The sequence below is a fragment of the Nocardia vulneris genome (genome assembly GCF_001613425.1).
Taxonomy (GTDB): domain Bacteria; phylum Actinomycetota; class Actinomycetes; order Mycobacteriales; family Mycobacteriaceae; genus Nocardia; species Nocardia vulneris.
This window is the reverse complement of record NZ_BDCI01000036.1, coordinates 112,643-135,456: the sequence shown is the minus strand read 5'-3', so window position 1 is coordinate 135,456 and position 22,814 is coordinate 112,643. Positions and strand designations below refer to the sequence as shown.

The following is a 22,814-nucleotide window of genomic DNA, read 5'->3' as shown; positions in this document are numbered from 1 at the left end:
TGCGCATTCCATTGTGGCTGGCGATGATCATGTCCGGGGGCTATCGACGACTCTGCGAGCCGCCGTGTACCGAACTGTTTACCTGTCATGGTTGGCAACCGGGCGCATGCGACGGTAGGCATGTATGCATGACGACAGCAGCCGCATACGCGATATCCGCACCCGATGGCTCGTTCGAGAAGAAGACCATCGAACGCCGGGAGCTGGGCCCGCACGATGTGCTGATCGACATCAAATACGCGGGCATCTGCCACTCCGATATCCACACCGCGCGCGACGAGTGGGGCGGCGCGAAGTATCCCTGCGTGCCCGGCCACGAGATCGCGGGCCTGGTCGCCGCGGTCGGCTCCGCGGTGCACAAATACCAGGTGGGCGATCGCGTGGGGGTCGGCTGCATGGTCGACTCGTGCGGAGTCTGCGGACCCTGCCTGGCCGACGAGGAGCAGTACTGCGTCCGCGGCGCCACCATGACCTACAACACGCCTGTCGAGGAGTCGGTGCAGCCCGGCGGTTACACCCTCGGGGGCTACTCCACTCAGATCGTGGTGACCGAGAACTTCGTCGTCCGCATTCCCGAGGGCATCGGGCTCGACGCGGCGGCCCCGCTGCTCTGCGCGGGCGTCACCCTGTTCGCGCCGCTGCGGCACTGGAACGCCGGGCCTGGCAAGAAGGTGGCCATCATCGGCATGGGCGGGATCGGGCATGTCGGGGTGAAGCTCGCCGCGGCGCTCGGCGCCGAGGTCACTGTGCTCAGCCACTCGCTGAGCAAGCAGGAGGACGGCAAGCTGTTCGGCGCGAGCCACTACTACGCCACCAGCGACAAGCAGACCTTCCGCGACCTGCGCAACCAGTTCGACCTGATCCTCAACACCGTCTCGGCGGACCTGCCGATCGACTCCTACCTGAAGATGCTGAAGCTCGACGGCACGCTGGTGATCCTCGGCCTGCCGGAAAACCCGATGAGCATCAAGCCGTTCACCATCACCGGACTGCGCCGTTCGCTGGCCGGCTCGATGATCGGCGGTATCGCGCAGACCCAGGAGATGCTGGACTTCTGCGCCTCGCACGGCATCGGCGCGGAGATCGAGGTGATCTCCGCCGACGAGATCGACGGGGCCTACGACCGGGTGGTGGCCAGCGACGTCCGGTACCGCTTCGTCATCGACGTCTCGACCATGTGAGCCGCCAGGTATCCACCCCGGCGATAACGCGGTGAGACGGGCCGATATGGGTACGTTTGCGATGTGGCCTCGGAAGAAGACGACAACGCGCCAGCGCCCACGGACGCGCCGGTACCGGTAGCGCCCGGCGAGGCCGTGGTCACCGCGGAGATGACGTCCGCGCCGCCGCCGTGGCTGCTGCGCGCGTTCCTGCTCGCCGCGGCCACGGTCGCCGGACTCTTCGCGGGGTTCTGGGCGCTGACCCGGCTGCAAGGGTTGCTCACCATCGTGCTGGTCTCGCTGTTCCTCGCCTTCGCCATCGAGCCCGCGGTGAACTGGCTCGCGCGCCGCGGCATGAAACGCGGGCTCGCCACCGGAGTGGTCTTTCTCGTCCTGATCTCGGTGGTCGTCGCGTTCTTCTGGACGCTCGGCTCGCTGCTGATCGACCAGATCACCACCCTGGTCAACAACGCGCCGGAATACGCCGATCAAGGCATCGACTGGGTCAACCGCACCTTCAACACGCACATATCCGGCACCGACCTCGAGAAGTACACCAGCAACTGGAGCAAGTACCTAGAGGGCGCGGCCGGAAACGCCTGGGACATCAGCACGAAAGCGGTCAGCGTGGTGTTCCAGTCGCTCGGGGTGCTGCTGTTCACGTACTACTTCGCCGCCGACGGCCCCCGGTTCCGCAATGCCGTGTGCTCACTGCTGCCGCCGCGCAAGCAGCTGCATGTGCTGCGCGCCTGGGATATCGCCGTGCAGAAGACCGGCGGCTACATCTATTCGCGCGGATTGCTCGCGCTCGCTTCGACTTTGGCGCACTACGTGGCGTTGCGGGTGCTCGACGTGCCCTCGGCGTTCGCGCTCGCGCTGTGGGTGGGCGTGGTGTCGCAGTTCATCCCGACCGTCGGCACCTACCTCGCGGGCGCGTTACCGGTCATCGTGGCGCTGGTGCACGGACCGTCGGACGCGCTGTGGATCCTCGGCTTCATCGTCCTGTATCAGCAGTTCGAGAATTATGTGCTGCAACCGAGAATCACCGCGACCACGCTGGACATGCATCCGGCCGTCGCCTTCGGCGCGGTGCTGGCGGGCGCCGCCCTGCTCGGCGCGACCGGTGCGCTGCTCGCCATTCCGGTCACCGCCACCGTCCAGGCTTTCGCCGGGGCCTACATCCGGCGCTACGAAGTGCAGACCGATGTCGACCTGGACGCGCCGCTGCCACCGCCGCCGCCCAAGCCGCACCGAAAGTGGGCTCGGCAGTTGACCATCCGTTTCACCGGCACCGATCGCGCGAAAGGCGCGTAGTCACGCGCCGAACCCGGGGGCCCGAGCAGGCGGGTCGGCGGTCCGCGCCGCCACCGAACGTGCTGGTCGGTCCGGGTGACGAACTCGCCGATCGGAGATGCCGGGCGCGCCGCGACCGATCACCCATGCTGGTGCGATGGCGATTCTGCTGGCGCTGGTGTCCATGTGCTCCACGCTGGTCGGCGGATTCGTTGCGGTCCGCATCGGCGACCGCAGGCACCTGGTGCTCGGACTCGCCGCGGGCGTGATGCTCGGCGTGGTGTTCTTCGATCTGATCCCCGAGGCCCTGGAACAATCCGCGCAGGATGTGCTCGGCGTGCCCGCCGTGCTGATCGCCGCCGTCGGCGGCTTCCTCACCATCCACGTCATCGAACGCGCCGTGGCCATCCATACCGGCCACGAACAGGAATTCGGCACGCACACACACGGTTTCGAGTCGGTCGGCGTGCTCGCCGCGGCCGGCCTGATCTTCCACAGCTTCTTGGACGGGCTCGGGATCGGGCTCGGCTTCCAGGCGGGCGCCACCGTCGGCGCGGCCGTGGCCATCGCCGTCATCTCGCACGATTTCGCGGACGGTTTCAACACTTTCACCATCTCGACGCTCTACGGCAACGCCCGCAAACGCGCCCTCACCCTGCTCGGGCTGGACGCCGTCGCACCGGTGATCGGCGCCGTGGTCGGCACGCTCATCCATGTGCCCGAGGGCATGGTCGGCCTCTATCTCGGCTACTTCGGCGGTTTCCTGCTCTACCTCGCCACCGCCGACATCCTCCCCGAGGCCCACGCCGAACACCCCTCCCGCCTCACCCTGGCCTGCACCGTTCTCGGCGCCGCCCTGATGTTCGTCGTCGCCGCCCTGAACCACTGAGGTTCGGATCGCGGCGCGTCCCGAGTCGAACCCGAGGTCGGCGAACGCAGGCCGCCCCCTGTCGAAACAGGGGGCGGCACCACGTTTCGGTTATTCGGCGGCGAGTGCGCGGCGGCGGACTCGACGGGCCGCCGCGACCAGGTTGCGCAGCGACGGCTCCAATTGCCAGTAGTGCCGGGTCTTCAAACCACCGTCCGGATTCGCCCATAGTCGTTCGGGCGTGATGGCTTGTGCTGCGGCGGTGAGCAATTCGTCGAGCTCGTCGATGTCCGGGATGCGGGCCGAACGGCTCTCGTAGACACCGGGACCGACACCGTGGCTCAGGCCGTGGTCGGTGCCGCTGTCCGCCTCGAGCGCGGTGACCACCCATTCGATCGACCGGGTCGCGACGATCGCGGTGACATCGGCGTCGAGCTCCTCGATCGCGTCGACCACCTCGGCCCGGCCGGAATAGCCGATGTGCGTGTGGATCTGGGTGTCCGGCTTGACCCCGGAGGTGGCCAGCCGGAACGCGCCGACCGCCCAGCGCAGGTACTCCGCGCGACCCTCCGGACGCAGCGGCAGCATCTCCCGGATCGCGGGCTCGTCGACCTGGATGATCGCGATGCCCGCCTTCTCCAGGTCCGCAAGCTCGTCCCGGATGGCGAGCGCCACCTGGTCCGCGGTCTCGTGCAGCGGCTGATCCTGCCGGACGAACGAGCGCGCGATCATGGTGACCGGTCCGGTCACCATGCCCTTGACCGGCTTGTCGGTCAGCGACTGCGCGTAGCTGATCCACTCCACCGACATCGGCGCGGGCCGCGACACGTCACCGTAGATGATCGGCGGTCGCACACAACGGGATCCGTACACCTGCACCCAGCCGTAGTGGGTGGTGGCGAAGCCGTCGAGCAGCTCGGCGAAGTACTGGATCATGTCGTTGCGCTCGTGCTCGCCGTGCACCAGCACATCGAGCCCGATGTCTTCCTGCAACCGGATGGTCGACTCGATCTCGGCTTCGATCCGCTTGCGGTAGTCGTCGTAGGACAGCCGGCCCTGACCGAGTTCGTGGCGCGCCTGCCGGACCGCGGTGGTCTGCGGGAAGGAACCCAGCGTCGTCGCGGGCACCGGCGGCAGGTTCAGCCTGGCCTGCTGTGCTTGCTTGCGCACCTCGTACGGTTCCCGCGAACGCATTTCCGGCGTCACCGCGTAAACCCGTTGCCGCACCGCGTGCTTCTGCTTGAAGTGCACCTCGGTAGGCCGCTTGCGCCATTTGTCCGACGGGCCCTCGGTGAGCGCCTTGGCGAGCGAAACCACCTCGCCCACTTTCTGTTTCGCGAAGGCGAGCCGATCGGCCACGTTGCCCGGGATGTCGTATTCGATGAGCAGGTCGTAGGGCACGTGCAGCAGCGTCGTGCCGGTCGAGACCACCAGGTCGGGGCACACCTGCGCGAGCTGGTTCAGGTACTCCAGCGTCACGTAGCGATCGGCCCGCCACACGTTGCGGCCGCTGATCACACCGGCGTACAACCGCTTCCGGCGAATACCCGGGATCGCCGCCAGATCGTCGGGCCGGATGCGGTAGCTGGCCAGGTCGAGCCCGATCGCCTCCACATTGCTGGCGGCCAGGATGCGCAGCGCCGCACCGAAATCGCCGTACTGCCCGGTCACCAGCATCCGCGGGCGCAGCGGCGCCTTCGACAGCCGTTGGTAGGCCCGCTCGAACGCGGCCAGCTCGGCGGGGGTGCGCTCACTGGTGAACGCGGGCTCGTCGAGCTGCACGCAGGTCGCGCCGCGTTTGGCGAGGATCTCGAAGAGCTGCTCGTACACCGGCAGCAGCTTGTCCAGCAGGCTGACCGTGTCGAATTCGTCCTGGCCCGGGGTCTGCCCCGCCTTGGACAGCAGCAGCAGCGACAGCGGGCCGAGCACCACCGGGCGCAGCTCGATGTGCTGAGCCTTGGCCCGGTCGAACTCGTCGAGCAGCGCCTCGGGATGCAGCGAGAACTCGGTCTCCGCCGCCAATTCCGGCTGCCGGTAGTGGTAATTCGTGCCGAAGAACCGGACCAGTTCCAGCGGCGGCAGGTCGGGACGACCGCGCGCCATCAGGAAATAGAAGTCCAGCGGGTCCATCTCGTCCTGGAACGGTTCGAACCGCTTGGGCACCGCGCCGAACAACAGGGCGTTGTCCAGCACGTGGTCGTAGAAGGAGAAAGTATTGCCCGGCACCTGGGTCAGTCCGGTCGCGGCCAGCTCGTTGAACTGCCGTTCCTGGATGTCGCGGCCGACCGCGAGCAGTCCGTCGCGGTCGAGCGCACCGCGCCAATAGGCCTCGAGTGCCCGCTTGAGTTCTCGATGCGGCCCGATCCGCGGATAGCCGAGGATGCTCGACCCGTAGCCGTCGGTCACGTTCACCATGAGCGCGCTGCTCCCTTCGATGGCTGCGCGGCGCCCATTGCCTGGCATGGACGCCGCACGCTAATGCGCCTGGGGGGTTGGATCGAAAGAGCTCAGGCTCGGTTGTACTGGTAGAAGCCCGCGCCGGTCTTCTTGCCGAGCAACCCAGCTTCGACCATACGCATGAGCAGCGGCGGAGCGGAGTACAGCGGCTCCTTGAATTCTTCGTACATCGAGTCGGCGATCGACTTCACGGTGTCCAGGCCGACCAGGTCGGTCAGCGCGAGCGGACCCATGGGGTGCGCACAACCGAGCACCATGGCCTTGTCCACGTCGTCCTTGGTGGCGAAACCGGACTCGACCATCCGGATGGCCGAGAGCAGGTACGGCACCAGCAGCGCGTTCACCACGAAGCCGGAGCGGTCGGCGGAGCGCACGACCTGCTTGTCCAGCACCTCGCCGGCGAACGCCTCGGCCCGCTTGGACACGGCCTCGCTGGTCTTCAGCGTGGTGACCAGCTCGACCAGCGGCAGCACCGGGACCGGGTTGAAGAAGTGCATGCCGACGACCCGCTCGGGCTGGGTGGTGGCGACCGCGATCTTCATGATCGGGATGGAGGAGGTGTTGGAGGCCAGCACGGCCGACGGGTCGGTGACGACCTTGTCGAGCTCGGCGAAGATGGCGGTCTTCACCTTCTCGTCCTCGAGCACCGCCTCGACCACCAGCTGGCGGTCGGCGAAGTCGTTGAGGTCGGAGGTGAACCGCAGGCGCCAGGCGGCCTGTTCGCGTTCGCGCTCGGTGATCTTGCCGCTGCTGACGCCGCGGTCGAGGGAGCGCAGAATGCGGGCGCGGCCGGCGGCGGCCAGCTCCCGGGTCTGCTCGTAGACGAGCACGTCGACGTGCGCCCGGGCGCACACCTCCGCGATTCCGGCACCCATCTGTCCGGCGCCGATGATGCCGACGCGCTGAATCTTCTCGCTGCTCACGTCCCGCTCCTGCTGTTGGTCTGGCTAGTCGGTGGCTGTGTTGGATGTGCGGCGCGGCCGGGCCCTGCGTGGTTACGCAAGCTTCCTCCTCCGGGCCTGACGGTCGCACCGCGGAAGGGGTTTGCTCTGGTGCGAGCGGCCCCTCGATCGTCCAAGTTATAGGGATGCCCTCCCTGCCGGGGCTGTTCGGCGGGGAGGGCGGTACACCCCTACTGGAGTAGAGGTCTGGCGGTATTCACGTCGGGCAACCTCCCTTGGCGAAAACCTCGATCGGGACGTCGGTGCTCACGCAACCCCGTCCGGGGCGAGCCCGACGAGCCCGTTCGCGGCCGGTTCGCTGCCGAGCGCTCGAAGCGCATGCGCCGCAGGCGCGAGTCTCGAGTGCTCGGCGGCGAACCTTGGGGGCCGCGAACACGCGGCGCCGCAGGCGACGCCGAACAACTCAGTGGAACTGACCTTCTTCGGTCGAGCCCTTCAGCGCAGCGGTGCTGGTGTTCGGGTCGACGGTGGTGGCGATGGTGTCGAAGTAGCCGGCACCGACCTCACGCTGGTGCTTGATGGCGGTGAAGCCACGCTCGGAAGCGGCCTTGAACTCGCGCTCCTGCAGGTCGACGAAGGCGGTCATGCCCTCGCGGGCGTAGCCGTAGGCCAGGTCGAACATGCCGTAGTTGAGCGAGTGGAAGCCGGCCAGGGTGATGAACTGGAACTTGAAGCCCATCGCGCCGAGCTCACGCTGGAACTTCGCGATGGTCGCGTCGTCCAGGTGCGCCTTCCAGTTGAAGGACGGCGAGCAGTTGTAGGCCAGCAGCTGGTCCGGGAACTCGCCACGGACGGCCTCGGCGAACTTGCGCGCGACCTCGAGGTCCGGCACACCGGTCTCCATCCAGATGAGGTCGGCGTAGGGGGCGTAGGCCTTGGCCCGCGCGATGCAGGGCTCGATGCCGTTCTTCACGCCGAAGAAGCCCTCGGCGGTGCGGGTGCCGTCCAGGAACTCCCGGTCGCGCTCGTCCACGTCCGAGGTGATCAGCGTGGCGGCCTCGGCGTCGGTGCGGGCGATGATCACCGAGGGGACGTCGGCGACGTCGGCGGCCAGGCGCGCGGAGGTCAGGGTGCGGATGTGCTGCTGGGTGGGGATCAGCACCTTGCCACCGAGGTGGCCGCACTTCTTCTCCGAGGCCAGCTGGTCTTCCCAGTGCACACCGGCGGCGCCGGCGGCGATCATGGCCTTCTGCAGCTCGTAGGCGTTCAGCGCGCCACCGAAGCCGGCTTCGGCGTCGGCGACGATCGGGGCCAGCCAGTTCTTGACCGAGTCGTCACCCTCGACCTTGGCGATCTCGTCGGCGCGCAGCAGCGCGTTGTTGATGCGACGCACCACCGACGGCACCGAGTTGGCCGGGTACAGCGACTGGTCCGGGTAGGTGTGGCCGGACAGGTTCGCGTCACCGGCGACCTGCCAACCGGACAGGTAGATGGCCTTCAGGCCGGCGCGGACCTGCTGGACCGCCTGGTTGCCGGTGAGGGCACCCAGCGAGTTGATGTAGTCCTCGTTGTTCACCAGATCCCAGAGGATCTCCGAACCGCGGCGGGCGAGAGTGGCCTCTTCGACGACGGTGCCCTGGAGCTTCGACACCTGCTCCGCGGTGTAGTTACGGGTGACGCCCTTCCAGCGCGGGTTGGTGTCCCAATCCTGCTGGATTTCCGCAGCGGTCTTCGGGGTGCCGGCGTTCGACATCTCTGACTCCACTTCCTCGTTTAGGTCGATGTGCCCCACGGCCGAGCGGATAAACGACTCGAACTGCTGGAGCGGCAATTTGCAGGCTTGCTAGGCCCATGGGGTGTACTTCCACACGATTGCACAATGCGAAATGGCCGTCTACCTGTTGCTAATGTGAATCTCAGCTAGGTTTCCACACTGGTTTGCTAACTTTGCAAAATTTGCCTGTGAATTGCAAAGGTGGAACCTACCCGCCGGTAGCCCTGACGTGCGGTTTCAGCGTAACGCCCGTACTGTTTGGGCTCGCCCGGTTGCCGGTCATCGACCCCCGCTCGCATTCCGGTTTGTGAGGACGTTCACAAGGCGGGGCGGGTGCCGCCGGTGTGGCCCACGCCACCCGAGCCTGCGCCGCGCGCGTGCGGTCGGGCAGACTCGGCCTGGACGTACGTCCGGCTGCCCGCGGAAGGCAGCCCGCACCTCGGACCCAGGAGCCCCCATGCGGAAACCGGTCATCGCCGCGGCGGTCACCCTCGCCTGCGCCTTCAGCCTGCTACACCTGCCGACCGCGGCGGCGACGCCGGTCGGCACCGTCGAATCGGCCGGCGCGCTGGCCCCGGCCGCGACGCCGCCGGGCGCGGCTCAGTCGAGTCGCATCCTGTACAGCTCGACCACCGCGAACGACGTGCCGACCACCGCGAGCGCGGCCGTCTACTTCCCGCCGGGCGCACCGCCCGCGGGCGGCTGGCCGGTCATCGCCTGGGCGCACGGCACCGTCGGGATCGGCGACGACTGCGCGTACAGCCTCGCGGGGCCGAGCGCCGTCGAACGCGACTGGGCCTACCTGGGCACCTGGCTGAACCAGGGTTACGCGATAGTTGCCGCCGACTACGCCGGGCTCGGCACACCGGGCGAACACCCGTATCTCAATGGGGTGGTCGAGGCGCACAACGTCGTGGACGCGGTCAAAGCCGCCACGGGACACTATTCGTCGCTGTCGAAGAAATGGGCGGTGGTCGGCCAATCCCAGGGTGCGGGGGCCGCGATCTTCACCGCGCGCTATGCCACCGAATTCGGCGGGCCGGACCTCGATTATCGCGGCGCGGTGGGCACCGGCACGCCCGCCTATATCGAAGACATTCTGCTGCCGCTCGGCCCGCATGTGCCGCCGGTGAAACTCAGCCCGCACACCACCGCGTACGTGCTCTACATCCTCAACGGATTGCGCACCACGTTCCCCGAGCTGGACATCGAGTCCTACCTGACCGATGCGGGCCGCGCGTGGCTGGCTACGGCCCGGACCGAGTGCCTGCTGCCGCTCGGCGACGAATTGGGCGCGAATCGCGTGATCGTGGGCGATCTGTTCAGCAAGCCGCTCGCGCAGATCCCCGACCTGCACGGGCTACTGAGCCGCTACCTCGGCCTGCCCGAATCCGGTTACGACAAGCCGATCTTCCTCGGCCAGGGCCTGCGCGACACCGATGTGATCACGCCGGAGACCCTGCGCTTCGCCGCCGTCCTGCAGGCGAACGGGCAGCCGGTCCAGTTGCACACCTACCCCGAGGATCACAGCGGCACCGTGAACGCCTCACTGCCGGATTCCCTGCCGTTCGTCGCCGGGCTGTTCGGCTGAGCTGCGTGCCGCGGCCGCCCGTCGAGCGGCCGCGGTCACCCGATCACGGAAAGCCGGGCCCCTGATTGCCGGACAGGCTGCTGAGCGCGCAGACCAGCGCCGCGAACGGCTCGGTGATCCCACCGCAACTGCCCGCGACCGACTCGGTCGCCACCGGCGTATGCGGTTCGAGCGGCACGGGGGCCGCACCGGCCGCACCGGTTCCGGCCAGTGCGGCGGCGGCGATCAGGGCGGCGCCTGCGAACCCACGGACTGCGATCATTCGAGCTCCTTGTGCATTGGTCGACCACCGAAATTAATCGGCGAGCCCGCGGCGCACATGACCCGAATTGTGCCGTCCTCGCAGCGAGTCGGCGCTCAGTGGACCCGCGCGGGGTGCACCCGGCGCCAGTGCTCAGCGATCTCGATGCGGCGGGCGATCCAGACCTTGTCGTGGGACTGCACGTGATCGAGGAAGCGTTCCAGGGCGGCCATGCGCGCGGGACGGCCGACGATGCGGCAGTGCAGGCCCACCGAGAGCATCTTCGGGTTGCCTTCCGCGCCTTCGCGATACAGCACGTCGAAGGCATCGCGCAGGTGCGCGAAGAACTGCTCGCCGGTGGGGAACCCGGCGGGTGAGGCAAACCGCATGTCGTTGGTGTCCAGCGTGTACGGCACCACCAACTGGTCCGTCCCCTGCACGGTGACCCAGTAGGGCAGGTCGTCGGCGTAGGAATCGGAGTCGTAGACGAAACCGCCGTGCTCGACCACCAGCTCACGGGTGTTCGGCGAATCACGCCCGGTGTACCAGCCGAGCGGGGCGGCCCCGGTGAGTTCGGTGAGGACGCGCACCGCTTCGGCCAGATGCGCCCGCTCGGTGTCCCGGTCGACCAGTTGATAGGACTGCCAGCGCAGGCCGTGCCCGGCGATCTCGTGCCCGAGTTCGCGAAAAGCGGCCACCGCCTCCGGATTTCGCTGCATCGCCCGCGCGACCGCGAAGATGGTCAACGGCAGTCCACGCCGTTCGAACGCGCGCAACACCCGCCACAGCCCGGCCCGCGACCCGTACTCGTAGAGCGACTCCATGCTCATGTGCCGATTCGGAAACGCCTGCGCCGGAGTCATTTCCGAGAGAAAGGTCTCCGAGTGCGGGTCGCCGTCGAGGACGTTGTTCTCCCCGCCCTCCTCGTAGTTCAGCACGAACTGGACGGCCAGCCGCGCGCCGCCGGGCCACTGCGGGTCCGGCGGCGTCCGGCCGTAACCGACGAATTCCCGGCTCACCCGCCCAGCTCCCCGTAGAGGCGGAGCCGGGCCAGGCCGCCGTCGGGGTAGATGTCGAGGCGGACCTCCTCCACCGACGCCGCCATCGGCGCGATCGCGAACTGATGCCTGGTGTCGGGCAAAAGGTCGGTGCGCGGCAGCAATTCGAGCTCGGTGCCGTCGTTGGTGCGCCCGGTGAGCCGGGCCGCGCCCGGACTGTTGCCGAGGAAATACGAGGTGTCGATCTCGGCCAACCGGATCAGTCCGGGACCGGCCAGCCGGATCCGCACCCAGTCGTTGCCGTCGTCGCGACGCCGCGCGGTCTCCCAGCCGTCCCCCATCCGCCGGGCCAGGCCGGGATACAGCAGCTGATTCGGCGAGCTGTAGAAGCGGTTGGAGCAATCCAGCACCAGCGCACCGTTTTCCAGTGCCGCCAGATCGAGCGGGCCGAGGCCGAGCAAGCGGGGATCGGGACTGCCTTCGCCGTGCACCCGGAGCCGGGCCACCCCGCCGTCTGGGTGCATGGTGAGCTTCACGTGCGTCCACCGTCGTTCGCTCGCGACGGCGAACGGGTTGCGACTGTCCCCCGCGACGGGGGCGCGATCGACCAGCGTCACCCAATCCTCGCGGGCGGCAATGCTTTCCGCGGTCGGATAGTCCTGTACCTCCAGCGCGGACACCGACACCGCGGGCGGGTAGTTGCCCTTGAACCAGGCGGTGTCCACCACGACGCCGCGGATCACACCGGGCACGCCGAGTCGCACGATGGCCGAATCGTCGCCGGGCCGGCCCCGGTGCCTACGGGTTTCCCAACCGTCGTAGACCTGGCCCTTGTGCCCGAACGTCGATGTCTGATAGTCGGGCGGGCCTGGATTGATCAAATTCTCCTTCTCCGCGAAGAATTCGTCGTTCGCCCAGATCACCGAGCCGCCGAGCGGGCGCACCGCCAGGTCGGGCAGCAGGGTGAAGTCCGCGTCGGTCATCGGGCCCCCTCCGGCAGCGGTGCGCGCGTGACCAGGGCGCGCAGCACCGCCGTGGTCAGCTCGGGTGCGTGGGTGGCCAGTTCCGCCGGGGTGCGTGCCCCGCAGTCGAGTCCGCGTAACACGGTGGCGGCCAAAGCTTCCGCGGTGGCCGGTTCGTCCATGACGCCGCCCGAGCGCCGGTCCAGGTAGGCCTGCAACCGTGGCACGGCCACCGCTATCGCCTGCCGGAAGAAGTCGTAGGTCGCCAGCCAGCGGGTGACCAGATGGCCCGGATGCATGTCCCAGCCCTGGTAGTAGCCGCGTTGCAGCGCCCGGCCGACCAGGCGGTGATGGTTGCGCAGCGCGGCTTCCGGCGCGACATCGGGCACGATCTGGGTGGAGCCGTCGCACACCCAGACCCCGGTCTGCGCGGCGGCCACCTGCATGACGGCCTTCGCGTAGTCGGCGGCGGGGTGGTCGAGCGCCTGATCGGGGGCCGCGACGCCGCACGCGGCGGTGTAGTCGTAGGTACCGAAATGCAGTGCGCTGCACCGTCCGTCGGCCAGGCCGAGCATCCGGGCGATGGGCGCGGTGCCGTCGGCGGCGATGATCGCCTGCGGGCTCTCGATCTGCAATTCGAACCGCAGCGCCCCCGGGGCGAGGCCGTAACCGCTCTCCAGGCCCTCGCACAGCGCGACCAGCGCCCGAACCTGTTCCGCCGCACGGATCTTGGGCACGGTGAACACGAATCCCGGGGGCACCTCGCCCATCCCGGCCAGCACCAGCTCGAGCGTGCGCAGCGTGCGACCGCGCTCCGCCGCGGCGAGGCCCTTCGTCCGGATCCCGAAGCTGCGCGGGCGATCCGCCCGCTGCGCCCAGGCGGCCAGCACCGAGCCCACCTCGTGTGCCGCCTTGTCCTCTTCGTCGTCGGCGCGGAACCCGTAGCCGTCCTCGAAATCGATGCGCAGATCCTGGATCGGGTCCTGCGCGAGCCGCAGGCGCACGTCGGGCAACGAGCCGGTCGCGTCCAGCTCGGTCAGCAGGGCGGCGTGCTCGTCCAGCAGTTCGACGGCCGCCGCGCCCCACGCGACAGGCGTGTCCTCGGCGATCCGGTCCGCGGGGACATACGCGACATGGATCGGCTGCGCCCGCCCGTCCGGTCCCGGATAGCGCGTGCGCAACTCGGTATCGACGGTGTCGAGCATCGCATCGACCCGCGCTCGGACACTTTCCGGCAGCTGCGCTCGACCTGCGGCCCTCGCTGTCCCTCCGTGGTTACGCTCGCTGCCGCCTCCGGGCCTGATACTCGCGCCGCGTGTCACCGTGGTCCTCCTTCCTGCATAGCCCGCCAGATACGGTCGGCGGTCATCGGCAGCCGGTCCGGCCGCACCCCGACAGCATCGCGTATCGCGTTCGCCAGCGCAGGGGCGACCGGGTTGTACGGGGACTCGCTCATCGACTTCGCGCCCAGCGGGCCCAGCGCATCGGCGGTATCGGCGAAATACACCTCGGTCCGCGGCACGTCCGCGAACTGCGGGATGTGATAGTGCCGCAGCGACTGCGTGGTGACCAGTCCCCGCGCGCTGCGCATGTCCTCGTACAGCGCAGTGCCGAGCGCCTGCGCGACGCCGCCCTCCACCTGACCGCGGCACTGCACCGGATTGAGCACGGTCCCCGCGTCGGCGGCCTGGACGGACTGCAGGATGCGGATCGCACCCGTGTCCGGCCGCACCGCGACCCGGAAGGCGTGCACGTTGAAACTCACCGAACGGGGACTGCCCGCGTGCTCGCCGTGCGCGGTCAACGGGCCGTCGGCCAGCAGTGCCGCCGCGTCGAAGAACTGGTCGCCGCACCGGACACCCGCGGACTCCAGCACGCAGTCGTGTTCGGGCAGCCCGGCCAGTTTCGCCGCCCGCCCGAGCAGCAGCCTGCGCAGCTCCGATGCCGCGGCGTAGGTCGCCTTGCCCGCGACCACGATGCCGGTGGAGCCGAACGCGCCGGTGTCGTGGCCGATCAGGTCGGTGTCGGATTGGCGGAGCACGATGCGCGATATCGCGGTGGCCAGCGCAGTCGCCGCGAGCTGTGCGTGCACCGTGCTGGTGCCGTTACCGAATTCCGCGGTGCCGACCCGGATCTCGTAGCGGCCGTCCGGCAGCAGGGTGGCCGTCGCGTCGGAGCGGTGGCCGCGCGGCGGAATGGTCGCGATCATGGACACCGCCATGCCGGTGCCGACCCGCCAGCTCGGATCCGGCGCGGCAACGCCGTTGCCGCGCAACAATGCTCGCTCGGTCAGCTCGATGCACTGATCGAGACCGTAACTGCCGAAGGTCAGGTCGCTCTCGTCCACCTCGGCGCCGACGAACGCATCGCCCGGGCGCACCACGTTGCGCCGGCGGAACTCGAACGGGTCGATGCCGAGAGCACGCGCCAGGTCGTCGAGCGCGGACTCGATCCCGAAGATCACCTGGCCGAGCCCGTAGCCGCGGAAGGCGCCGGACGGAATGTTGTTGGTGTACACGGCTTGTGCGTCCACCCGCTTGTTGGCGCAGCGGTAGACGCCGATCGATTCGCCGACGCCGTGGAACATCACGCCCGCACTGTGATTGCCGTACGCGCCGCCGTCGGCGAGCACGTCCACCACCAGCGCGGTGAGCACGCCGTCGGCGCCGGCGCCCGCGGTGACCGCGACCCGCATCGGGTGGCGGCAGGTGGCGGCGGTGAACTCGTCGCCACGGGTGAACTCGTACTGCACCGGGCGGCCGGTGCGCAGCACCGCCAACGCGATGAGGTCCTCGGCCAGCATCTCCTGCTTCGCGCCGAAGCCGCCGCCGACCCGGGTGGCGAACACCCGTACCCGATCCTTACGCAGGCCGAAGATCTGGCACAGTTCGTCGCGCACCAGAAACGGCACCTGGGTGCTACACCGGACGACCAGCCTGCCGTCGGCGTCGAGCCAGCCGACGCCGCCGTGGGTTTCCAGGTGCACGTGCTGCCCGCGCGGCGATTGCCATACGCCGCTGACCACTTTCGCCGCCGCCGCGAGCCCCGCCGCGGTATCGCCGACCTCGCCGTGCACCTCGGCGATCAGATTGCGTCGCGAGTCCGCGATGCGTGCCGAATCCGGTTTCTCCGCATGCAGTTTCGGTGCCTCGGGCAGCAGTGCCGCCGCCGGATCGAACACCGCGGGCAGCACCTCGTACGTCACGTCCAGTGCCCGGCAGCCCGCGCGTGCGGCCGCGAGACTGTCCGCGACCACCGCCGCCACCCGCTGCCCCACGAACCGCACCGTCCGGTCCAGCACATACGTGTCGTCCGGATCGTCGGCCCGCAACTCGTGCCGGGCCGTGGAGAACGCCACCTCCGGTGCGTCCGCATAGGTGAGCACCGCCCGCACCCCGGGCACTGCCTCAGCAGCCGCCGTCTCGATCGACAGGATGCGCGCGTGCGCATGCGGACTCGGCAATACCGCGAGGTGCAACGGCACACTCGGCGGCGAAGCCCCCTCCACACCAGTCGAATTCGTGCTCGAACCGGCGGGTGCGCGCCCCTCGGCACCGGGCGCGATATCGAACGTGAACGGCTCGCCCCCGCGCACGATCCGCGGGCCGGCGGGCGCACCGACCCCACGCCCCACCCACCCGCCTCCGGGCAACGCACCACGCGTCGGCTCGCCGGCCGCCCCGGCGTGGCCCCCTTCCGCCGGCTGCTGCTCGCCGGCGGTGCGCACCTGGTCTGCACCATCAGCGATGCCCGGTTGCGCGGCGGCGATGTCGGCTTCGACTGTCGCGACACCACCGAGTGCGTCTGCGATGGCGCGGTAACCCGTGCAGCGGCACAGGTTTCCCTTCATCAGCTCGGCGATCTCGGCACTGGTGCGTGCGGGACGGTCCGGGTCGGCGGCGGGTTCGGTCGTGGTGGAGGAGCCCGCTTCCGGCCACTCGTTGCCGGCCGGCTCGGCATCGACCGCGGCAGACCGCGCACTCGGAAGGGCAGTGGGGCCCCCGTCGGCGCCGGTCCGGCCGCACGGTGCGGCTCCGGCGAGCCCGAGGCCCGCGGCTGTCACGACCATGCCCGCGGTGCAGAATCCGCATTGGAAGGCGGCGTGCTCGACGAAGCGGCGCTGGACCGGGTGGGGGTCGGCCGCGGTGCCGAGACCGGCGGCGGTGGTGACCGTGCGGTCGGCGGCGCGGTGGGCCGGGATGAGGCAGGAGTGCACGGGCAGACCGTCGAGCTGAACCGTGCAGGCGCCGCAATCGCCTGTGTCGCATCCTTTTTTGACAGCGAAGGTGCCTTGTTCGCGAAGCAGGGTGCGCAGGCATTGACCCGGGCGTGGGTCGACTTCGACCGCCCTGCCGTCGATTTCGAGTCTCATAGCGGGTCCTGCGCGAGTTGCAACTCGGCGGCGACCTCGCGGGCGAGCAGGCCGGTGACGTGCGCTCGCCAATCAGGCGCACCGTGCGGGTCGTCGAACCAGAGCTGCGGATCGATTCCCGCGACGAGTGCGCCGACCTCGGCCGTGCTGGGCACAGCACCGAAGTCCAGCACGATCGGCCGGACGGTGGCCGCGCTCAGGGTGATCGCGCACCGGCCGTCCGGATCACGCCGCCCCATCACTACCGCACCGGAACGCCCCAGCGGCGCGAGCGCGATCTTCCGGAAACTGGTGTGCGCCCGCAAACTTGCCATCGGAACGGTTACCGACCGCAATACCTCACCGGGCGACAGCACGTTGCGCTCGGGGCCGAGCACGAACTCCCGCAAGGAAATCCGCCGGTCCACCCCGTCCGGCCCCCACAGCAATGCCACGCCGTCGAGCGCGGTCAGGGCCGCGAGCACGCCACCGGCGGGCAGCGACAAACAGATATTTCCCCCGACGGTCGCGGTCCGCCAGATCTTGTGCGATGCCAGCAAAGCCCGGCACCCTTGCGCGAAAAGCCTTGTCCCCGGCCAGTCCTCGCGAAACACCGGCGCGCCGAGCTCACGCCCCGGTCCCGCACCGGCCAGTTCCGCCAGCGTGCAGGTCGCCGCGATCTCCAGCCCCGCCGGCACCACGGTCACCGCCGGCCAGCCGAGGGCGGTGATGTCGACCAGCCGGTCCAGCCGGTCCTGTGGCTCGGCGAACAGGAACGTCCCGCCCGCCAGCACCGCGCACGAAGCACTCAGCGCCCCCAGATCCGCCCGCTTCCGCGCCATCAGCACCTCCCGGATCGTGTCCAGGTCCACGTCTCACCTCGCTCCACTGCCACTGCCGCCAACCCTAGAAGCGCGGAGTTGCCACGATGTTGCGCAATCTCCGCGCCGGATTGCGCGGCCGTTACCCCGCCGATCCGCGGCGGCCGGTGACCGGCCACCGCTCACCCGACCGGCCCCCACACCGTCCGGCCGCCACCCGGACCGCCTCCGACCAGTCAGAGGCGGTACTGTTCCAGTATCCCGCATACACCCTGAACAGGACTTACTCAGTACGCCACGGTACCGGCGGCCTCGACACGCAAGTTCGTGCCCGGCGCACACTCGACACCGGGCAGCCGCGTGATTAATGTCCATCGCGGCTCGCTCGATGTGATATTTCCCACGCCGGCGGCGAGCCATCCCTCACCGATATGCGCGGCCCGCGGCCCTGCTGTGGCCCGCCATGTCCTGACGCGGAAGGGCCACCGATAAACACCGATCAGCGGACGGCGTCTGCCGACCGTGAGCTGCCGCCCGCGCCCGACGCGGACCCGCCGTCCTCCTGGCTGATGACCGCGGCCGATTTCTCGCTTGCCGCCCCCGATCTGCACGTCCTGCGGCGCACGTTCCGGGACTACACCGAACTCGACCACTGGCTGCCCGCCGGCGAGCAGTATGGGCGGCGCGCCTACCAGTGCTTCCGGCTCGACCTGACGCGGCTGGGCGCGGACGGCCCCGCTGCCCTCACCGCGATCGATCAGCCGCCGCCGGATGTGCAATCCGAACAGGTCGATCCGGTGGCGGGCGGCATAGCCCGCCGCTTCAAGCTGATTCCGCCGGAGCATCCGGCGACCGAGCCGACCAAGCAGATCGCGGCGGCGGTGGCCCGTCTGCTCACCGCACACGGGGTACTTTCCGCCGCAGCCACCCCGGACTGCCTGGTCGACGCCCACTACCTGCGGCTGATCGCACCGGGAGATCCGGCGCCGGAGGGCAAGCACCGCGACGGCCTGATCGCGGGTTCCGCGCATCTGATCCAGCGCACCAATATCAGCGGCGGCGTCTCCGCCATCTACGACCGCTACGACCCGGACCGTGGGTTGCGCAGCTTCGTGCTCGAAGATCCGCTCGACTCTTACGTTTTCGACGATGAGCGGGTGCTGCACTACACCTCGCCGATCACCGTGACCGATCCCGCCGCCGGCGCCGGATTACGCGACGTCCTGCTGATCGGATTCCGGCAGCGTGCCTAGTTCGACGACGACCTTCCCCGACCAGCTGTCCCGCCTGCTCCCCGAGGCCGAGCTCGTGCGGCTGGCCGCCGAGCTCACCGCCATTCCCTCGTTCACCGGGCAGGAAACGCCGCTGGCGGTGCACGTCCGTAACACCCTGCTTCGAAACGATATTCACGCTTACCATCAAGAAGTGCAGCCCGGTCGGTTGCAGACGATCGCCCGGCTCGGCCCGGAAACCGGGACACCCGCGCTGCTGCTCAACGGACACCTCGACATGGATCCGCTCGGTCACGACCAACCGCGGACACCGTTCACCGCGCGCCGCGACGGCGACCGGCTGTACGGCGCGGGCCTGCACCATATGAAGAGCGGCCTCGCCGCGATCCTCGGCGCCGTGATCATGGTGCGCCGCAGCGGCATTGCCCTGTACCGCCCGCTGCTGCTCGAGTTCGTCGTGGGCGAGTTACAAGGCGGCACCGGCACCAGGCACGCACTGCGCAGCGGCCTCACCGCCGACGCCGCCGTGGTGCCCGAACCCTCTTCGGTGCGCCGGGTGATCACCCGGACCGCCGGGGTGCACAAATTCGCCGTCGATATGCCGCCGATGGACCGGCCCGCCGACTGCGCCGTGGTCCGCGATATCGCCGAACTGCTCCCCCAGGTCTCGGATTTCCGGGTCGAGGAGTGTGGCCTCGCGCTGCCCTACTCCTACTGCGGCAACGACACCACCCACCTCAGTCGCGCGGGCATCGAATGCTGTCTGTTCGGACCGCGCGGCGCGGCCCCGGACCCCGAGCACCACGTACTGATCAGCGAAATGCGAGCCTGCGCCGACACTTTGGCGTTGCTTGCGGCCCGCCGCTGCGGCTGACGGTCACCGCCCGCCGGTGCGCAACTCGGACCGCGCGTTCGCCGATCGGCACAGCTCCGCTTCGGCGCCGGCGCACGGCGCCACCTCGTTCGCCGCCTACCCCGCCTTCGCGACCAGCGCGGCCTGTGCGGCGGCGACCGCCGAGCCGACGGCGTCTTCGTCGACCGTGACCAGTCTGCCGTCACGCACGACCTCGCGGCCGTTCACCAGCAGCGCCGCGAGGGGTGGCGCCGCGCCGAGCACGAGGGCGGTCACCGGGTCGTCGATGCCCGCGTGGGCGGGGGTGTCGAGCCGCCACAGGGCGAGATCGGCGAGTTTGCCGGGCTCGATCGAGCCGATCTCGGCGGCCCGGCCGAGCACGCGGGCGCCGCCGATCGTGGCCAGTGCCAACGCTGTTCGGGTCGTCATGGCGCGGGGGCCGCCGCGGTTGCGCGCGTAGAAGAGTGCGTTGCGCGGTTCCTCGACCATCGAGCTCGCCTCGTTGCTCGCCGCGCCGTCCACGCCGAGGCCGACCGGCACACCCGCCCGCACCAGATCGGCGGTGCGCGCCACGCCCGCACCGATGCGCGCGTTGGAGGTCGGGCAATGGGCCACGCCGGTACCGGTTTTCGCCATGGTGGCGATGGCGGTGTCGTCCAGATGGATGGCGTGCGCCCACCACACGTCCGAGCCGACCCAGCCGAGCTGGGCCATGTACTCGGCGGGAGTACAGCCGAAGGTCTGCGCGCAGTAGTCCTGTTCGTCGATCGTCTCGGCGACGTGCGTGTGCAGCCGCACACCCAGTTCGCGTGCCAGCACGGCCGATTCCCGGAGCAGCTCGGAGCTCACCGAGAACGGCGAGCAGGGAGCGAGCGCGATGCGCAGCATCGAGTCGAACGACGGATCATGATGGCGGGCAACAGCGTCCGCGCTGTCGGTCAGGATGGTGTCGAGCGGCTGCACCACGTGATCCGGCGGCAGCCCGCCCGCGCGCTGCCCCAGATCCATCGACCCGCGGCACGGGTGGAACCGCAGGCCGACGTCGGCGGCGGCCGCGATCTCCGCGCCGAGCACATCGCCGCCCTCGCGCGGGAAGACGTAGTGATGGTCGGTGCTGGTGGTGCATCCGGTGCGCGCCAGCGCGGCCAGCCCGCCGGTCGCCGCCACCCGCACCGCGTCCTCGTCGATGCCGGCCCAGATGGGGTAAAGCGTGGTGAGCCATTCGAACAGCGTGTTGTCCGCGGCCAGACCGCGGGTGATCCACTGATAGAGATGGTGGTGGGTATTCACCAGGCCGGGGGTGAGCAGGCAGCCGCGGCCGTCGATGCGGTGTGCCGAATCGTCCACCGGCGGCGCCGCTCCCGGCCCGACCGCCGCGATCCGGTTGCCGCGCAACACCACATGACCGTGGCGGTATTCGGTGCCCGCCGAGTCGACGGTGGCGACGGCACAGTTCTCGATGACGGTCACGGCAGCCATGCGGGACCTGCCTCCGGTGCGTCGGCGCGCTGCAGGGTCGCGTGGATCAAGCCGTACGGCCGGTCCGCCGCGTAGTAGACCTCGCCGTTGTTCTCGATGCCGAAACGCGCCAGGTCATAGTCGAAGTGGTGCTTGTTCGGCGCGGCGAGGCGGATCTCGGCGAGCACCGGATAGGCCTGTAGCGCGGCCTTGCCCATCTCGAACAGGGTCTGCTGCAACGCCTTCGAGTGATGGGTGGCGAAGGTTTCGACCAGTCGCGCGCGAATGCCCGCGTACACGTCGTCCCAGGCGATGCCGGTGGTCCCCGCGAAACGCCACGCGACGACGAGGGTGGTGGCCAGCATCCGATCGTGGGTCGGGGCCAGCACGGTGAATTCGTCGCTGAGGAAATCGGCGAACTCGGACCCGGTCGACTTGAGGATGGTCAGGTCCTTCACCCCGCCGATCACCCACGCCTGCCGGTCGGCGCCAGTGCCCGCCACCGTGATCGCCGCAGTGCGCACCTCCGGGCCCTGCCGTACCCAGGTGTGCTCGTGTTCACGACCGTCGACCGTCACCCGCTGCCAGGCGTACTCGTCGATCTCGATCCGGGCGCTGGATACCGGCTCGATATCGTCGACGAAGTGCCCGGCCAGAGCCAGCCCGTAGTCCTCGATCGTCTGTAGCCCAGGCTGTTTCGCGTAGGCGAACGCGGTCTGCTTCTGCGTGTCGGTGGGCAGCACCTTGCGCTGGTCACCGGCGTAGGCGTCGGCGAAGTCACCGCGCAGCACGGTGGACACGTTCACATCGCGGATCTCGTGCCGCGCCGTCTCCCGCCGGATCCGCACCACGCGGTTCTCGGCCTTGCCGTATCGGTGGTCGGTGAGCGTGATCGGCCCGGTCAACTCCATGCTGGATTCAGCTCCCTCGATAGGTGGAAAAGGCGAACGGCGACAACAACAACGGGACGTGATAGTGCCGCGGCACGGTGACGGCGAAGCGCACGCAGACCTCGGGATAGAACGTTTCGACCTGCTGTGCGGCGAAGTAGGCGCCGGTGTCGAAGACCAGCCGATAGGTCCCCGCCGCCAACTCGCCACCCAGTCCGGCGATCCGGCCGTCGGCATCGGTGCTGCCCGAATCCAGTTCCCGGACATCGTCGTACAGGGTCACCGCGATATCGGTCGCGGGCGCGCCGCGCACCGCGTCCAGGACGTGGGTACTCAGTGTGCTCATGCCGCCGCCGTGAGCAGCCCGCGCAACCGGAGCCGATTGATCTTCGCCAATTCTGTTCGCATGACCCGCCTTTCGGTTTCGGCATCGTGGTGCAGCCGGTCTTGCAGCAGCGCGAGCAGCTCGCTGCCGGTGCTACCGCTCGCGTACACCAGGTACCGGTAACCGAACCGCTGCTCGTAGGCCCGGTTACCCGCCGCGAGCGCCGCGTGCACCTCCTCCGGTGCGTCGGCCACCCCGGCCTGCTCGCGCGCCGAAGCCGCCGAATGCGGCCGCGCACCGATCCGCGGATGCCCGGCGAGCGCCCGATCGATCTCGGCTTCGGGCAGTCCGGCGAGCACAGTGTCGGCGGTATCGAGCACAGCACCGATACTCGAGTATGGCCGTCCGGCGGCCAACGCGCGCGCCCACTGCGGCGACGAGCAACAGGCAAGCAACGCCTCGATGGCCGCGTCCCGCGGCAGCGCGTCGAATCGGGCGAGGCCGTCCGCGTCGTCTGTCATCGGACCAGCATCGAATACGACCCGCCCGGGCGCCACCGGAAAGCGCCAGCGGACGACCGGCGTGTCGCCGCGCGGAAACCGGGCGTTCCCGCCTCCGAGCAGCGCTCTTGCGGCACG

The 22,814-nt window shown here is 69.3% G+C and carries 19 protein-coding genes; 6 read left to right on the top strand and 13 right to left on the bottom strand.

Annotated elements, in window-relative coordinates; genetic code table 11:
* Positions 1-128 precede the first annotated feature (128 nt).
* The 3 genes from NVU01S_RS32490 to NVU01S_RS32480 all read left to right on the top strand — a co-directional run bounded on the left by NVU01S_RS32490 (position 129) and on the right by NVU01S_RS32480 (position 3,342).
* Complete coding sequence (locus NVU01S_RS32490; RefSeq protein WP_043668433.1) at positions 129-1,181, top strand: NAD(P)-dependent alcohol dehydrogenase; 1,053 nt, start codon at positions 129-131, stop codon at positions 1,179-1,181.
* A 63-nt stretch (positions 1,182-1,244) separates the two neighbouring features.
* Positions 1,245-2,474 (top strand): AI-2E family transporter, encoded by a 1,230-nt coding sequence (locus tag NVU01S_RS32485; protein WP_043668430.1) that lies wholly within the window; start codon positions 1,245-1,247, stop codon positions 2,472-2,474.
* A 136-nt stretch (positions 2,475-2,610) separates the two neighbouring features.
* A complete protein-coding gene (locus tag NVU01S_RS32480) occupies positions 2,611-3,342 on the top strand; it encodes a ZIP family metal transporter (protein ID WP_043668579.1) in 732 nt (243 codons plus the stop codon).
* Positions 3,343-3,432: 90 nt separating this feature from the next.
* Here the strand turns inward: NVU01S_RS32480 and metE are convergent, their stop codons facing one another.
* The 3 genes from metE to aceA form a co-directional block, all read right to left on the bottom strand.
* A complete protein-coding gene (gene metE, locus NVU01S_RS32475; protein ID WP_043668427.1) occupies positions 3,433-5,736 on the bottom strand; it encodes a 5-methyltetrahydropteroyltriglutamate--homocysteine S-methyltransferase in 2,304 nt (767 codons plus the stop codon).
* A 92-nt stretch (positions 5,737-5,828) separates the two neighbouring features.
* On the bottom strand, positions 5,829-6,701 hold the full coding sequence (locus tag NVU01S_RS32470; protein WP_014988627.1) for a 3-hydroxybutyryl-CoA dehydrogenase: 873 nt from the start codon (positions 6,699-6,701) through the stop codon (positions 5,829-5,831).
* Between the two features lie 442 nt (positions 6,702-7,143).
* Positions 7,144-8,433 (bottom strand): isocitrate lyase, encoded by a 1,290-nt coding sequence (gene aceA / locus NVU01S_RS32465; protein WP_029899715.1) that lies wholly within the window; start codon positions 8,431-8,433, stop codon positions 7,144-7,146.
* Between the two features lie 478 nt (positions 8,434-8,911).
* Between aceA and NVU01S_RS32460 the strand changes: the two genes are divergently transcribed.
* Positions 8,912-10,045 carry an alpha/beta hydrolase family protein gene (locus NVU01S_RS32460; protein WP_043668423.1) on the top strand — a complete coding sequence of 378 codons (1,134 nt, stop codon included), beginning with the start codon at positions 8,912-8,914 and terminating at the stop codon, positions 10,043-10,045.
* Between the two features lie 43 nt (positions 10,046-10,088).
* On the opposite strand, the gene NVU01S_RS32455 is transcribed toward NVU01S_RS32460, so the two are convergent.
* The 6 genes from NVU01S_RS32455 to NVU01S_RS32430 form a co-directional block, all read right to left on the bottom strand.
* Entirely contained in the window at positions 10,089-10,307 is a 219-nt protein-coding gene (locus NVU01S_RS32455; protein WP_043668420.1) for a hypothetical protein, read from the bottom strand.
* 95 nt (positions 10,308-10,402) lie between these two features.
* A complete protein-coding gene (gene puuE / locus NVU01S_RS32450) occupies positions 10,403-11,305 on the bottom strand; it encodes an allantoinase PuuE (protein ID WP_043668418.1) in 903 nt (300 codons plus the stop codon).
* Positions 11,302-12,267, bottom strand: a complete 966-nt coding sequence (alc, locus tag NVU01S_RS32445) for an allantoicase (protein WP_042255812.1) — start codon at positions 12,265-12,267, stop codon at positions 11,302-11,304. The genes puuE and alc overlap by 4 nt, the downstream gene beginning before the upstream one ends.
* Complete coding sequence (locus NVU01S_RS32440) at positions 12,264-13,451, bottom strand: DUF6986 family protein (protein ID WP_052280458.1); 1,188 nt, start codon at positions 13,449-13,451, stop codon at positions 12,264-12,266. The genes alc and NVU01S_RS32440 overlap by 4 nt, the downstream gene beginning before the upstream one ends.
* Positions 13,452-13,564: 113 nt before the next feature.
* Positions 13,565-16,618, bottom strand: coding sequence for a molybdopterin-dependent oxidoreductase (locus tag NVU01S_RS32435; protein WP_043668415.1), 3,054 nt, complete (start codon positions 16,616-16,618; stop codon positions 13,565-13,567).
* Positions 16,615-17,469: an FAD binding domain-containing protein gene (locus tag NVU01S_RS32430; RefSeq protein WP_043668412.1), complete on the bottom strand. Its 855-nt coding sequence runs from the start codon at positions 17,467-17,469 to the stop codon at positions 16,615-16,617. The genes NVU01S_RS32435 and NVU01S_RS32430 overlap by 4 nt, the downstream gene beginning before the upstream one ends.
* A 518-nt stretch (positions 17,470-17,987) precedes the next feature.
* On the opposite strand from NVU01S_RS32430, the gene NVU01S_RS32425 reads away from it, so the two are divergent.
* The gene (locus NVU01S_RS32425; RefSeq protein ID WP_052280457.1) at positions 17,988-18,671 is read left to right on the top strand and encodes a 2OG-Fe dioxygenase family protein; all 684 of its coding nucleotides are present in this window, start codon (positions 17,988-17,990) and stop codon (positions 18,669-18,671) included.
* Positions 18,664-19,524, top strand: coding sequence for a M20/M25/M40 family metallo-hydrolase (locus tag NVU01S_RS32420; protein ID WP_043668409.1), 861 nt, complete (start codon positions 18,664-18,666; stop codon positions 19,522-19,524). The genes NVU01S_RS32425 and NVU01S_RS32420 overlap by 8 nt, the downstream gene beginning before the upstream one ends.
* 96 nt (positions 19,525-19,620) lie before the next feature.
* Here NVU01S_RS32420 and NVU01S_RS32415 read toward each other — a convergent pair whose 3' ends face one another.
* Genes NVU01S_RS32415 through uraD form a run of 4 tightly spaced genes read right to left on the bottom strand, consistent with a single transcriptional unit; the run spans position 19,621 to position 22,697 of the window.
* On the bottom strand, positions 19,621-20,982 hold the full coding sequence (locus tag NVU01S_RS32415; protein ID WP_043668406.1) for an 8-oxoguanine deaminase: 1,362 nt from the start codon (positions 20,980-20,982) through the stop codon (positions 19,621-19,623).
* Positions 20,970-21,872: a factor-independent urate hydroxylase gene (gene pucL, locus NVU01S_RS32410; protein ID WP_043668403.1), complete on the bottom strand. Its 903-nt coding sequence runs from the start codon at positions 21,870-21,872 to the stop codon at positions 20,970-20,972. The genes NVU01S_RS32415 and pucL overlap by 13 nt, the downstream gene beginning before the upstream one ends.
* 7 nt (positions 21,873-21,879) lie before the next feature.
* Positions 21,880-22,197, bottom strand: a complete 318-nt coding sequence (uraH, locus tag NVU01S_RS32405) for a hydroxyisourate hydrolase (protein WP_043668402.1) — start codon at positions 22,195-22,197, stop codon at positions 21,880-21,882.
* On the bottom strand, positions 22,194-22,697 hold the full coding sequence (gene uraD, locus NVU01S_RS32400; protein WP_043668398.1) for a 2-oxo-4-hydroxy-4-carboxy-5-ureidoimidazoline decarboxylase: 504 nt from the start codon (positions 22,695-22,697) through the stop codon (positions 22,194-22,196). Before uraD ends, uraH begins: the two co-directional genes overlap by 4 nt.
* Positions 22,698-22,814 lie beyond the last annotated feature (117 nt).